The sequence below is a fragment of the Nocardia camponoti genome (assembly GCF_014646135.1).
Taxonomy (GTDB): domain Bacteria; phylum Actinomycetota; class Actinomycetes; order Mycobacteriales; family Mycobacteriaceae; genus Nocardia; species Nocardia camponoti.
Genome location: NZ_BMMW01000001.1, coordinates 323,292 through 337,415, shown reverse-complemented (window position 1 = coordinate 337,415; position 14,124 = coordinate 323,292). Strand labels below are relative to the sequence as shown.

Annotated in this window: 11 protein-coding genes; 5 read left to right on the top strand and 6 right to left on the bottom strand. The window is 66.8% G+C overall.

All coding sequences use genetic code 11. From position 1 onward, the window contains the following. Positions 1–20 precede the first annotated feature (20 nt). The 3 genes from IEX78_RS01445 to IEX78_RS01435 form a co-directional block, all read right to left on the bottom strand. On the bottom strand, positions 21–446 hold the full coding sequence (locus IEX78_RS01445) for a DUF6325 family protein (RefSeq protein WP_188826881.1): 426 nt from the start codon (positions 444–446) through the stop codon (positions 21–23). A gap of 71 nt (positions 447–517) precedes the next feature. Then, on the bottom strand, positions 518–1,144 hold the full coding sequence (locus IEX78_RS01440) for a response regulator (RefSeq protein ID WP_188826880.1): 627 nt from the start codon (positions 1,142–1,144) through the stop codon (positions 518–520). After that, positions 1,141–2,274: a sensor histidine kinase gene (locus tag IEX78_RS01435; protein ID WP_188826879.1), complete on the bottom strand. Its 1,134-nt coding sequence runs from the start codon at positions 2,272–2,274 to the stop codon at positions 1,141–1,143. The genes IEX78_RS01440 and IEX78_RS01435 overlap by 4 nt, the downstream gene beginning before the upstream one ends. 172 nt (positions 2,275–2,446) lie before the next feature. On the opposite strand from IEX78_RS01435, the gene IEX78_RS01430 reads away from it, so the two are divergent. Beyond that, positions 2,447–3,916: a multicopper oxidase family protein gene (locus IEX78_RS01430; protein ID WP_188826878.1), complete on the top strand. Its 1,470-nt coding sequence runs from the start codon at positions 2,447–2,449 to the stop codon at positions 3,914–3,916. 7 nt (positions 3,917–3,923) lie between these two features. Here IEX78_RS01430 and meaB read toward each other — a convergent pair whose 3' ends face one another. From meaB to IEX78_RS01415, 3 genes are all read right to left on the bottom strand, one after another. Beyond that, positions 3,924–4,952 (bottom strand): methylmalonyl Co-A mutase-associated GTPase MeaB, encoded by a 1,029-nt coding sequence (gene meaB, locus IEX78_RS01425; RefSeq protein ID WP_188828162.1) that lies wholly within the window; start codon positions 4,950–4,952, stop codon positions 3,924–3,926. A gap of 283 nt (positions 4,953–5,235) precedes the next feature. Beyond that, positions 5,236–7,488 (bottom strand): methylmalonyl-CoA mutase, encoded by a 2,253-nt coding sequence (gene scpA / locus IEX78_RS01420; protein WP_188826877.1) that lies wholly within the window; start codon positions 7,486–7,488, stop codon positions 5,236–5,238. Next, positions 7,488–9,362, bottom strand: coding sequence for a methylmalonyl-CoA mutase family protein (locus IEX78_RS01415; protein ID WP_188826876.1), 1,875 nt, complete (start codon positions 9,360–9,362; stop codon positions 7,488–7,490). Before IEX78_RS01415 ends, scpA begins: the two co-directional genes overlap by 1 nt. Before the next feature lie 163 nt (positions 9,363–9,525). On the opposite strand from IEX78_RS01415, the gene IEX78_RS01410 reads away from it, so the two are divergent. The 4 genes from IEX78_RS01410 (at position 9,526) to IEX78_RS01395 (ending at position 14,117) form a co-directional block, all read left to right on the top strand. Continuing rightward, the gene (locus tag IEX78_RS01410) at positions 9,526–10,230 is read left to right on the top strand and encodes a TVP38/TMEM64 family protein (RefSeq protein WP_188826875.1); all 705 of its coding nucleotides are present in this window, start codon (positions 9,526–9,528) and stop codon (positions 10,228–10,230) included. Between the two features lie 250 nt (positions 10,231–10,480). Next, positions 10,481–11,893, top strand: a complete 1,413-nt coding sequence (locus tag IEX78_RS01405; RefSeq protein WP_188826874.1) for a condensation domain-containing protein — start codon at positions 10,481–10,483, stop codon at positions 11,891–11,893. 2 nt (positions 11,894–11,895) lie between these two features. Beyond that, complete coding sequence (locus IEX78_RS01400) at positions 11,896–13,152, top strand: glycosyltransferase (RefSeq protein WP_188826873.1); 1,257 nt, start codon at positions 11,896–11,898, stop codon at positions 13,150–13,152. Next, a complete protein-coding gene (locus tag IEX78_RS01395) occupies positions 13,149–14,117 on the top strand; it encodes an ATP-binding cassette domain-containing protein (RefSeq protein WP_188826872.1) in 969 nt (322 codons plus the stop codon). The genes IEX78_RS01400 and IEX78_RS01395 overlap by 4 nt, the downstream gene beginning before the upstream one ends. Positions 14,118–14,124: the final 7 nt, after the last annotated feature.

Sequence of the window (14,124 nt, the reverse complement as noted above, 5' to 3'; positions counted from 1 at the left end):
CCGTTTCTCGGCTAACGCGGCTAGACGGACGCGGCGAGTGCGGCTTCCACCGACTCGCGCGGAACTTGGACGTGGAGCATCACTTCGCCACCGCTGTCGCGAACGGCGTTCGCGAGGCGACGCGCCCATGTTTCCTCGAAGACAAGGACAACGGCGGTGGTGTTCGGGGCGAGCGAATCGCGCACCACGGTGATGTCGTCGTCGCTGACCAGGTCGATGCTGGCCGCCGAGACTGGACTGAGCCCAAGCTTGTCTAGGTCGTCGTCGAGTTCGAACTCAGTCAGCTCGCCAGCCGCGTCGCGCACGACGACGACCAGGTCAAGAATGGTCACGTCGCCGCGCGCGATCACCTCGGTCAATGCCGTCACCACGGCGGCGTCTACGCGCGTGCCGGGAAACGACAGCGCGACGAACTCAACGGGTCCCAACTCGGGTAATGGCGACATGGGCCAATACTGCGCGGCCGAGCGCCAGCAGCACCTCGCCCAATTCGGATGAAAGACACCGCTGGCGCGGGTTAGGGCAGCTTCGACGCGTAAACGGCGAGGCGTACTCGGTTGTCGCTGTTCGTTTTCGCTAGCAAGGTCGCCACGTGCGATTTCACGGTGCTCACGCCGAGGTGCAGGCGGTCGGCGATGTCCTGGTTGCCGTAGCCCTCGCCAACCAGCCGCAAAACGTCGCGTTCGCGTGGGGTCAGTGGTACCTCGGCAACGGTCGGGGCCGGGGTGAGGAGCGCGCGATCGACGAGACGGCGCAGTAAGGCGGGAGAGAAAAGGAGGTCGCCGTCGACGGTGCGGCGGATCGCGTCGAGCAGCACGCTCGGTTCGGTGTCTTTGACGAAGTAGCCGCTCGCGCCCGCGGTCAGCGCGGGGAAAAGGTGGTCGTCGTCATCGAAGGTGGTGAGCACCAGGATCTTGGCTGTCGGGGTCGCCGCGCGGATCTGGGCCGTCGCGGCGATACCGTCGAGGCCGGGCATGCGCAAGTCCATGACGACCAGGTCGGGGGCCAGTTCGGCATGCATGCGAACGGCTTCGACCCCATTTGTCGCCTCACCCACCACGGTTAAGTCGTCGGTGTCATTGATCAACATGCGCAGGCCCGCGCGCACGAGACGTTGGTCGTCGGCCAAGAGAATCGTGATCATGGCGCCTCCATCGGCAGTCGACCTTCAACAATCCAGCCGTCGGCGGTATTGCCGATCACTAACGTCCCACCAGCCAATTCGGCCCGCTCGCGCATGCCGATGATGCCGTGCCCCGGCGGGTTCGCGACGCCACTGCCGCCACTGCGGACCCGCACGGCGACCTCGTCACCGTCGCGCACGATCCGCACCAGCACGGGTGCGCCGCGATCAGCGTGCTTCATCACGTTGGTGAGCGATTCCTGCACCAACCGCAAGAGCGTCAACCGACCGATCGCATCCAAACCGGTTATCTCACTGTCTAATTCGACGTCGACGGCAAAACCTGCCGCCCGCACCCGATCGGCTGCGGCCTCAACCTCGCTGGCCACCGACATCGGGTCAACTAAGGCGACCGTCGCCAGTGTCGGATCACGCAGGGCGACAAGCAGTTTGCGAATGTCGGCCAGCGCGGCGGTCGCGGTCGCCCGCACATCATCGAGAACCTCAACCACGCGCGGGTCCGCCTCGCGCACAACATGATTGGCGACGGCGATCCGCAAGATAATCGACGCGATGTGGTGCGCGACGAGGTCGTGTAGTTCCCTGGCCAGCGCCGCCCGTTCGTCGACGCGAGCGCGCGCTTGCGCATCGGCTGCCCGCAGGCGCAGGTTGTCAGCGAGGTCGCGTTGGCCACGCAAATACAACCCCAGCAACAACGGCAACCCGACGTAGGCAAGCGTTTCGACCAGAATCGACACCGCACCAATCGAGGTGTCGTGCGCGCCCTGCCTACCGACGACCACTGCCGCGCCCCACGCCACGGTCGCGACAACGACGATCGTTCGGCGATGGGTTCGCGCGATCACGTCGATCAGCGCGACAGCACCAAGAAACGGGACGAGCCCCGACAAGCCCCACGCTGGCGTCCGCAGCATCGGCACGGCGAGCGCGGACAGGGTCAGCGAGACCGGCAACGGCCAGCGCGCACCCGCGACAAAGACGGCAGCGGCACCCATCGCCAGCGCCCAGTAGTGCGGCGGCACCCGGTAAAGCCCCGGGTACGTGCTCGCGAGCAGCAGCACCGGGACCAACACCAGGGGCAGCCAGCGCAAGGCGATGCGCAGGTCACGGCGTGTGCGGAGGTCGATCACGACCCCACAGTAGGTGACCGGCACCCCGCTGACGTGCAGCAATACCAGACGACCGGCGCGTCCGCAACGGTCGCGCGGGCGGAAATGTGGCGGGTTAGTCGGGCCGCGCGACGGAGTCGCCAGGCTGCCGAGGCAACAAGGGTGGAGGGACACGGACAAACTAGGAGCAGATGTGGTTTCGCGACGAGGATTTCTGGCTGGCCTCGCCCTCACCCCGGTCGTCTACGCCGTAGGTTGCGCGGCCCGCGTCACCGAGACAGCCGCTGGGAGTCGGCCGTTGCCGATTCCCCCGCTGGCACCGTCGACGGTCGGGGCCGACGGCGTCCGCCGCTTCGCTTTGCACGCTCTGTCGGGGACGACGGAGATGGTGCGTGGCAAGCAAACGCCGACGTGGGGCTTCAACGGCGCGATCTTGGGACCGACGCTGCGCGCTCGGCGCGGCGAACAAGTGGCCGTCGACATCACCAGTGCCCTCCCCGAACCGACGACGGTGCACTGGCACGGCATGCACCTGCCCGCGCGGTTCGACGGTGGCCCGCATCAGCCCGTCGCCCCGGGCGCGACGTGGTCGCCAACATGGACGATCGAACAGCAGGCGGCGACATTGTGGTATCACCCACATCCGCACGGGGCGACGGAAAAGCATGTGTACCGCGGACTTTCGGGCTTTTTCCTCCTCGATGACGATGCCGCGGACGCGCTCAACCTGCCATCGACGTACGGCGTCGACGACATCCCACTCGTCATTCAAGACCGACGCCTGACCCCGGCGGGCGCGCTCGACGAAACGAAATCGACGGGCATCGGCATGCTCGGCGACACCATCATCACCAACGGCATCGCCGACTCGCATTTCACCGCGACCACCGAACGCCTCCGACTACGCCTGCTCAACGGCTCGGCAGGCCGCATGTACAACCTCGCGTTCGCCGACAATCGCCCGTTCCAGTTGGTCGCGACCGACGGCGGACTACTCACCAAACCGGTCGAGGTCACCACGCTTCAACTGAGTCCCGGCGAACGCGCCGAAGTGGTTGTCGCGATCCATCCCGGCGACACCGTGGCGCTGCGGTCGTTGCCGGTCACCGACCGCGCGGGCATCGACCGCGCCAAGGAATTCGGCTTCGACGACACCTTCGACATCCTCACTCTGCGTGCCGCGCCGACCCTGCGCACCTCCCCCGCCGTCCCCGCGACCCTGATCCCGATGACGCCGCTTGCCGCACCCGGCACCCCAGCGACCCGCACCTTCGACCTGCAATGGTTCATGATCAACAACCAGCGCATGGATATGGCGCGCATCGACATGTCCATCCCAGTCGACTCCACCGAAGTCTGGGCCGTCACCAACAAAGACAACTGGCCGCACAACTTCCACATCCACGACGTGCAATTTCAGGTGATAGCCGTCGACGGAAACCCGCCTCCCCCAACGCTTTCGGGGTGGAAGGACACCGTCTACACCGCACCCAACCACACCTACACGCTGGCCATGCGCTTCGCCGACCACACCGACCCGACGTTCCCGTACATGTACCACTGCCACCTGCTCCACCACGAAGACCAGGGCATGATGGGCCAATTCCTCGTGCTCGCACCGGGACAGGTGGCAGCGCCCATGGCCGGGATGAGCCACCACTAACGGCGGCTCAGGCGTCGAACGCGTCAAGCAAGCGTTCGGCTGCCAACGCCGGGGTAAGCGTGCCCGCGCGCACGTCGGCTTCGACCCCCGCGCGGAGTTCTTTCACGTTCGGGTTGTCGGCGAGGCGGCGCAACAGTTGGTCGTGCACCATCGTCCACGTCCACTCCACCTGCTGACGGCGACGCTTCTCATCGAACTCACCCGCGTCGGTGAGCACGCGACGGTGGTCGAGGACGGTGTCCCAAAACTTATCTAACCCAACGCCTTCCAGCCCAGACATGGTGAGCACCGGCGGTTTCCACAGCGCGTCATGTGGATGAATCAGCCGCAGCGCGCCGGCAAGTTCGCGGGCCGCCGACTTCGCTTCCATCTCGTGCTTGCCGTCGGCCTTGTTGACCGCGACTACCTCGGCCAGCTCAAGCACACCTTTTTTGATGCCTTGCAGCTGGTCGCCGGTGCGGGCGAGAGTGAGGAAGCAGAACACGTCGACCATGTTCGCGACGGTCACCTCCGACTGCCCAACGCCGACGGTTTCGACCAAAATCACGTCGTACCCTGCGGCTTCGAGCAGCACGATGGTCTCGCGAGTGGCCTTCGCGACGCCGCCGAGCGTGCCCGCGGTGGGCGACGGTCGGATGAACGCGTCGGCCTCTAGCGACAGCCGAGCCATGCGGGTTTTGTCGCCGAGGATCGACCCGCCGGTCCGCGTGGACGACGGGTCGACGGCGAGCACGGCAACCCGATGCCCCTTGCCGATGAGGTGCATGCCAAGCGCGTCAATGAACGTCGACTTGCCGACACCCGGAACCCCGGTGATACCAACACGATTCGACACGACACCATCGCCGGGCTCGGTCCCCAACCGCAGCAACAGCTGTTGGGCGAGTTCGCGGTGATCCGACCGCGTCGACTCGACGAGCGTGATCGCCCGCGCGAGCGCGGCCCGCTGACCGGCGCGAATGCCGTCAGCGAGCGCGTCGACGTCGATGAGCCGGGGCGCGGCGGCAACCGCTCCCCCTTTGCGCGTGGCACCCACACCAGACGTAGTGAGCAACCGGGGATGCCCGTCGCCGACCCCCGTGCCGGGAACCACGCCGTCCGCACCGGGGACGCGCGCACTGGCCGCGCCGGGTGCGTTCGACTTGCCTTGCGCGGCAACGGCATCACGCTGTTCGTCGGCCGTGACACCGCGATGGGAATCCCGCGCCGCGCCGCCCGCGCTGGGCGAGCGCGTGGGCTGATCGCCAGCCGACACACTCGGCTGATCGTCAGCCGCACGTCCCGTGCTCATCGCCGATCGGCCCATCGCAACTCGCGCCTCATTCCTCAGCGCCGCCACCAATCTCATGCCCCAGCGACGCGCCAAGCTTGCGCAGCAGGTCGATCGCCGCGTCCGCGATCACCGTGCCGGGCGGGAAGATCGCGGCGGCACCCGCTTCATACAGCTCGTCGAAGTCGCCCGGCGGGATGACGCCGCCGACGATGACCATGATGTCAGGGCGACCCACGTCAGCCAGTGCCTGCCGCAAGGCGGGCACCAACGTGAGGTGACCCGCGGCGAGCGACGAGACGCCGACGATGTGCACGTCGTTGTCGGCCGCTTGGCGGGCAACCTCTTCGGGGGTCTGGAACAGCGGGCCAACGTCGACGTCCATGCCGAGGTCAGCGAACGCGGTCGCGATGACCTTCTGGCCGCGATCGTGGCCGTCCTGGCCCATTTTCGCGACAAGGATGCGCGGTCGACGACCTTCGGCTTCAGCGAACTCCTCGACGAGCGCGATGGCCGCGCCGATGTTGGATGCCTTGCCAGCTTCGTCACGGTACACACCGGAGAGCGTACGGATTTCGGCCTGATGGCGACCGTAAACCTGCTCAAGCGCGTCCGAGATCTCGCCGACGGTGGCCTTGGCGCGCGCGGCGTTGATCGCGAGCGCGAGCAGGTTGTTCTCCATACCACCTTCGGAAGAGGCTGCGGCACGGGTCAATTCGGCAAGCGCCCGCTCGACCTCAGCCGAATCCCGGTCAGCGCGAAGACGTTCCAGCTTCTCGATCTGCTCGGCGCGCACGCGCGAGTTCTCGACCTTGAGGACCTCGACCTGCTGGTCTTCCTCGACCTGGTACTTGTTGACGCCGATCACCGGCTGCTGACCGGTGTCGATACGCGCCTGGGTGCGTGCGGCGGCTTCTTCGATGCGCAGCTTCGGAATGCCTTCCGAAATCGCCTGCGCCATCCCGCCATGCGCCTCGACTTCGGCAATGTGTGCGCGAGCGCGCTCAGCAAGCTGATGGGTGAGCCACTCGACGTAGTACGAACCACCCCACGGGTCGATCGGGCGCGTCGTGTTCGACTCCTGCTGAATGAGGAGCTGGGTGTTGCGGGCGATGCGCGCCGAGAAGTCGGTCGGCAGCGCGAGCGCTTCGTCGAGGGCGTTGGTGTGCAGCGACTGGGTGTGGCCCTGGGTCGCTGCCATCGCCTCGATGCAGGTGCGCGCGACGTTGTTGTAGGCGTCCTGCGCGGTGAGTGACCAGCCCGACGTCTGCGAATGTGTGCGCAGCGAAAGCGATTTCGCACTCTTTGGCTCGAACTGCGAAACCAGTTCGCTCCACAGCAGACGCCCCGCGCGCAGCTTGGCGACCTCCATGAAGAAGTTCATGCCGATCGCCCAGAAGAACGACAGGCGCGGCGCGAACTTGTCGACATCCATGCCCGCGTCGATACCCGCGCGCAGGTACTCAACACCGTCGGCAAGGGTGTACGCGAGCTCCAAATCGGCTGTCGCACCGGCTTCTTGGATGTGATAGCCCGAAATCGAGATCGAGTTGAACTTCGGCATCTTGGCGCTGGTGAAGGCGAAGATGTCGGAGATGATCCGCATCGACGGCTTCGGCGGGTAGATGTAGGTGTTGCGGACCATGAACTCTTTCAGAATGTCGTTCTGAATCGTTCCGGCCAACTGCTCAGGCGCGACACCCTGCTCTTCGGCGGCGACGACGTAGAGCGCGAGGATCGGCAGAACAGCGCCGTTCATCGTCATCGACACCGAAACCTGGTCGAGCGGAATCTGATCGAAGAGCTGACGCATGTCGAGGATGGAGTCGATCGCGACACCGGCCATGCCGACGTCACCCTGGACACGCGGGTGGTCGGAGTCGTATCCACGGTGAGTCGCGAGGTCGAACGCGACCGAAAGACCCTTCTGCCCGGCCTGCAAGTTGCGCCGGTAGAACGCGTTCGAATCGGCGGCGGTGGAGAAGCCCGCGTACTGACGGATTGTCCACGGCTGATTCACATACATCGTCGGGTAAGGACCGCGCAGGAACGGTGCGACGCCGGGCACCGTGTCAAGCGGATAGCCTTGTGCGACAACAGCATCGCGGTCGGCTTTGGTGAACACCGGCGGCACATCGATGCCTTCGGGTGTCGCCCAGGTGAGCGCGTCGGCGGTGGTCTGGTTCGCGGCGGCAGCGTCAGCGATGAACGCCTCGGTGTCGACGGCGGCAGCAGAAGCCAACTCGCCCGTCAGTGGCACGTCGGCGAAACTGCCGACCTGCTCGATTTCGGATGTCGTCATCAGGCTCCCACCTTCTCCAAAAGCTCGGAAAGCACGGCGACCGCGTCGATGCGCAGGGTCAAGAACCCGTCGGGACGCTGGCTTCCTTCGTACTGCGCGACCGACTTCTCCGGACCGGCGAGCAACACCGTGCCCACGCCTGCGGCGCGCAACGCGTCGATGGCCGCGCCCGCTTCGTCGCCGTATCGGGCGTCCGACCCGCACAGCACCGCGATCGGCGCGCCCGCGTCGGTGGCGGCGGCCGCGATGGCGTCGATGGCGAGCGGGCCGGGGTTCACCGACTCAATGCCACCGGACGCGAGCACGTTCGCCGTGAAAATCGTGCGTGCGTTGTGCTCGGCGACCGGGCCCAACGCGACAATCAACGCCTTCGGACGCGCGCCCGTGGCGGCAAGATGCGCGTCGGAGCGGTTGCGCAGCGCTTCGAACTCCGCGCCGTAGCGAACGACACCAGCCTGGTCGCCGCGAGCCGCTTCCGACAGCGGGGTCTCGCCCAGGTTCGGGAACTCGTTGACGCCGGTGACGGCGGTTTTGCGATGGGCGACGTCGCTCGCGCGCTGCGCCGCGGTGGTCGCGATGCGCTCGGTGACCAGGTCATGCGCGGCGACAAGGCCGCCCGCCGCCTCGATCTCCCGCAAGAACTCCCACGCCTTCGCGGCGAGTTCGTCGGTGAGTGAGTCGACGTACCAGGAGCCCGCTGCCGGGTCGGCAACGTGTCCGAGTCGCGATTCCTCAAGGAGCAGCAACTGAATGTTGCGTGCCATGCGGTCGGCGAACGAGCGCGAAACGCCAAGCTCATCCGAAGGCAATGCCGAGTCGAACGGCGCGACGGTCACCGAATCAGCGCCGCCAACGCCAGCGCCGAACGCGGCGAGCGTGGTGCGTAGGAGGTTCACCCACGGGTCGCGCTGGGTCATCATCGCCGCGGAGGTGACCGCGTGTTGCGGTGCCGAGCCAGCGTCGGGTGCACCGAGCACTTCGGCGACGCGGGCCCAAAGTCGCCGTGCCGCACGGAATTTCGCGATGGTGGCGAACTGATCGTCGGTGGCGGCCAAGCGGAACTCCACCTGCGCCAACGCGGTCGGCACGTCAAGGCCAGCGGCGACGAGCGCGCGCAGATAGATAAGGCCTGCGGCGACGGACGCGCCGAGTTCCTGGGCGTCGGCGGCACCGATGTTATGGAAGGCGGTGCCGTCGACGGTGATGGCGCGCACGGTTTCTGATCGTGCGGCAGCCGAAACGGCAAGGGCGACAACAGGATCGAGGTCGACGTCCGCGCCAGTCCCGACGAAGGCATCGGTCAATACCGTTGCGCCCAAACCGATCTGGATCTGGGTGCGGTCGTCAAGCGCGTAGCCGTCAAGCACGCTGTACAGCGCGTCGGCAGCGGCGGCAACGTCGGTACCCGCGACCAACCGCAGCGGCGCGAGTTCGAACAGCAGGCCGTTCAGCGCGGCAGGCACGTCAGCGACCGGAACACCGTCGGCGCCCACAGTCAGCGACAGCGCGCTGACGCCATTTTCCAGCCAGGTCAGGATCGTGCGATTCGCGGCAGCCGCGGCGGTGGCGACCACGTCAGCGGCGACAAACCAGCCGCGCTGCGGGTCGCGCGTCGCGCTGGTGCCGCGCACGAACGGGAACGAGCCGGGCAACGGCTGCTCAGGCAGCTCATCGCGGCGCGTATACAGCGGGGCGACCGTGAGCCCGTCGTAGGTGGTCTCGTCGAGCAGCCGTTCGGGCTCGTCGGGCAATGTTGACGCGTCGACCCGTCGCGCTTTGGCGAGCACGCCCGCGACGCCTTGGCGCCACGCGGCGAATTCCGGGACCGGACCCGCGTCCGGTTGGGTTCCCGAACCACCTGAACCAATCGGCATAGTTGTCGTTCCCTCTGCTACCGCCGACCCGTGCCAACTCGACATCGCTGGGATGTCTCACAGTGCACGGCGAACCAGGATGTGCCCGGTTCGTCACTGATGCTAACTGTGACAGGGTGTCCGCTCACTCGGGCCATCTGTTACCGCCCGGTACGCTTGCCCGGTGCTGCGACTTCTCCGTTCTCCCCGCGTGCTGTTGACCCTGGTCGGGGTAGCGGCCCTGTTCGTCGTCGCCGCGCTCGTTCCCCTTCCTGACGCGCAGCAGATCCGCGACTGGGCAGGCGGCGTCGGTCCGCTGTTGCCAGTGCTGTTCTTTGCCTTCTACGCGCTTGTCGCGACCGCGCCGGTCCCGCGCACGGTGCTTACCGTCACCAGTGGTGTCTTGTTCGGTCCCGCGTTGGGCGCGGCCATCGCGCTTGGTGCGTCGGGCGTGAGCGCGGCACTTGCCCTGTTTGGCGTCCGCGCGATCGGTCGGGACCGCGTCGCCGCGCATCTGCACCACCCCGCCGTCCAAGCGATCGATACGCGGCTGCGTCAACGCGGTTGGTTGGCTGTCGGCGCGCTGCGGATGGTTCCGCTTGCCCCGTTTTCGGTGGTCAGTTATTGCTGTGGCCTCTCGTCGGTTCGACCACTTCCCTACGTCATCGCCACTGTCGTCGGGTCCGCTCCTGGCACCATTTCGACGGCCATTCTCGCCGGGTCGCTGACCGAATCGGCCAACCCGGTCGCGGTCACGATCTCGGCCCTGTGCCTGTCGATCGGCGTAATGGGCCTGCTCATTGACGCCCGATTGCCAGTAAATGAACAGCACCGCGACGAGATCAGCATCACGCCTCCCGTGGAGGCAGCGGCTACGAATGGCCGTTAGGCTGAGCGAGCAATCCTGGCAATACCCTAAGAAACGGGTCTTGACTTTGGTTTGAACGAGAATTGTGAAAGTGATCTTCTTCACACGAAATAAATGTGACTAAGCGCTCTTTCAGAAATCTCTTAGAGTTATAGACTCCAGCGGTAGCCGAGGATTCGCCAGCTTCACCAGGTGCGGGCAACCGGAGCAACTCATCGATGACGCGCACCAGCTCACCGATTCATCATTTCGCACTCTGAGGTAACCCGGCATGGAATACACCCATCTCTCCGAATTTCAGATTCGTTCCGGCGACCTGACGATCTGGACTCCCGAGACCTCCGCCCCGGGCACCTGGGCCGACGACGACCGCCCGCTGGCGAGCGTGCACGCGCAGTACCTGGGCTTCCTCGACCCCGAAGACCCCGCGCCCGGCCGTGGCCGCTGGATCGGCACCATCTTCGAAATGGACGCCCCGCTTGATGCGAAGCAGTGGGCGCGCACCCTTGAGCTGTGGCATGACCGGCACGAGGCGTTCCGCACCACCGTCACCCCGACCAGCGGCGGCGACTACCGCCGCGTCACCACCGCGCCGGGCACCGTCCGCGTCGCCGGTGTGCCCGTTGCCGACCTGACCGACGGCGACGAGATCAATGAATTCCTCTCCGGTGTCCTTGAGCTGCGCCTCTCCGCGCTCGTCTGGCCGCACCTGCTTGTCGCGACCGTCGCCCACGACACCAACGACTTCACCGTGCTCGTCGGCGCTGACCACTCGGTCATGGACGCCTACTCCCAGGCCGTTCTCATTCTTGAGCTGCGCAAGCTCTACGCCGAGGTCGGCACCGACAGCGTCGAGGAAGCGCCCGCGATCTTCGCGAGTGCCGCCGACTTCGCCGCGATCGAACGCGCCGCCGCCGAGGAGCTGACCCCCGACTCCCCCGCGGTGGGGGTGTGGCGCGACTTCCTTGGCGGAGCCGGTCAGCCAACACCCCGTTTCGGTGCCGACCACGTCGCTGAGCTCGACGGCGAGCACGCGCAGCCAAGTGTGTCGCGCACGCTGTTGACCCTCGATCAGCTCGAACAGGTCGAAGCCGCGCTCAACGGCGTGCGGCATCGACTGTCGACGGCGGTGTTCGCCGCCCTCGCTGTCGCCTCGTATGAGGTGTTCGGCGAAGACCGCTTCCGCACCGTGATGCCGATCGCGACCCGCCCCGACCTCAAGTGGCTGATGTCGATGGGCTGGTTCGTCAATGTCGTTCCGCTCGACATCACCGTGCCCGCCGGTGCCGACATGCACGCCGCGCTCGACGCGACCCGCACCGCGCTCAAGCGCGCCCACACCTGCAACGACGCGTCGTTCGGGCGCGCGATGGCGATGGCGGGCGCGCTGAGCGGCCCTTCGTTCGGGTCGTCGTTCCTCGACATCCGTCTGCTTCCCGACTACGAAATCGTCGCTGACCTGCGCGGACGTACCCTGCGCGCGGTGTCGTACTCCACCGACGAGGTGTACTTCTGGGTCGTGCGCGGCCCTGAGGGCCTGTACGTGTCGACGCGCTACCCGGCCGGGATGCCCGCCGAGATCATGGACGCCTACCTCGCCGCGTTCGCGCGGGCGATCTACTCGGTCGCGACAACCACGCAGCCGGTCGACACCGCGACGACCACCGCGGTCAGCGCGGGCTGATCGTGCGTGCACTGCTCGCCTTCACCGGCAGCCGAGGCGACGCTCAGCCCGGCATCCTGCTCGCGCGCGAACTCATCGCGCGCGGGCATGCCGTGACGCTCGCGTTGTCGCCCAACCTGGTCGACTTCGCCAAAGCGCACGGTGTTGACGCGGTCGAATTCGGTTGTGACAGTGCCGAATTGCTTCGCACTCAACATGAAGACGAGCGGTTTCGGAGTCCATCGCCCCGGCAGCGGATGGCGGCGGTGCTCGATTTGCAACGACGCGGCGTCGCCGAAGGCGCGCGTGATCTCCTCGCGCTCGCCCCCGGTCACCATGTGCTGGTGACCGGGATGGCGGGCGAAGAGGCGGCCGAAACGGTCGCGCGTCGCGTCGGGTTGCCGCTGGCGGCGGTGCATTTCTTCCCGATTCATCCGTCGCGGTCGGTGTCGGTGATCGCCGCGCCGTGGGGCGACCGGGTGCCGCGCGGGCTTAATCGACGGGTGTGGCGCGGCTTGCGCTGGGCGCGCGACGCCGCACTGAAGAAGCCGCTCGCCGAGTTCGGCATCGTGAAACACGAACTGCCGCACCGGCTTTCCATCCAGGCTTACGACATCGACCTGTTCCCCGGTCTGGCCGCTGAACTGCCTGACTTTCATCCGGTCACCGGTTTCCCGGTCGATCGGGACGGGCTGTTCGGTTCCCCGGTCGACCCCGAACTGCTTGCCTGGCTCGACGCCGGGCCCGCGCCCATTTACGTCGGGTTCGGGTCGATGGCCGTCGACGATCCCGCCGCGCTTGTCGCGATGGTGCGGGCGATCTGCGCGCGACGTGGCCGCCGCCTCCTGCTCGCGTCGGGCTGGGCGGGCATTGACACCGAACTGTCGGCCGATGTCGCCATTGTCGAGCAGGTCAACCACGCCGTTGTCTTCCCGCGCTGCGTTGCCGCCGTGCATCACGGCGGCGCGGGCACGACAGCGGCGGCATTGCGCGCCGGCATTCCGCAGGTCATCTGCTCGGTGCAGGCCGATCAGCCGTACTGGGGGCACGCGCTGACCAAGCGTGGCCTCGCCGCGACGATGCCATCGACCAAGCTCGCCGAGAACACCCTCACCGCCGCGCTCGACCAGATCGCCGACCCCGACGTGGTCGCCCACGCTGCCGCTTACGCGCATCACTTCACCGACGATGGCGTCGCGCGCGCTGCCGATCAGGTGGAAAGCATTGCGCCGCTTCGCTTTCCGACTGTCGAACTCGATCACGCTGGGAGAATGCAGTGACAACCACCGAGATCGCCGTCCGCGCGACCGGCATCGGCAAGTCCTATGGCGACTTCACCGCCGTCGGCAGCGTCGACCTGACGATCGAAGCGGGCACGGTGTTCGCGATGCTCGGCCCGAATGGCGCTGGCAAGACGACGACGGTGCGCATGCTCGCGACCCTGCTTCGCCCCGATCGCGGGAGCGCCGAGGTGTTCGGCTACGACGTCGTCCGTGACGCGACAGCGGTGCGGTCGATGATCGGGCTCACCGGCCAGTACGCGTCGGTCGACGAAACGCTGAGCGCGGCCGAGAACCTGAAGCTGTTCGGTCGACTGCTCGGGCTTTCCCGTCGCGAAGCAGCGGCGCGGTGCGATGAACTGCTTGAGGAATTCGAACTCAGCGCGGTCGCGTCGCGGTCGGTGAGCGCGTTCTCCGGCGGTATGCGCCGTCGTCTTGACCTGGCTGCCACGCTGATTACCGTGCCGCCGCTGATCTTCCTCGACGAGCCGACCACCGGTCTCGACCCGCACACCCGCGACCGGATGTGGGGCGTTGTGCGCGGGCTCGTCGCCCGAGGCGCCACCGTGTTGCTCACCACGCAGTACCTCGACGAGGCCGACGCCCTTGCCGACCGGATCGCGGTGATCGACCGCGGGTCGCTCGTCGCCGAGGGCACCGCCGCCGAGCTGAAGTCGTCGATTGGTGAGCAGGTGTTGCGCCTCGACATTCCCGACGTCGCCCAGATGCGTCACGCCGAAGCGCTGATCGAAACACTGACCGGCGAGGTGCCCGAGGGCTCATCGACGGGCACGCTCACCGTGCCGCTGAGCGACGTTGCCGTAGGTGCCGACATCGTCGCTGGCTGTCGCGCTGCCGGAATTACCTTGCGCGGCTTCGCGATTGACCGTCCTGACCTAAACGAGGTCTTCCTCGCCCTGACCGGGCACGCGCAGTCGACTGCCAAAGCCGACGCCGCCGCGTGACCAGCAG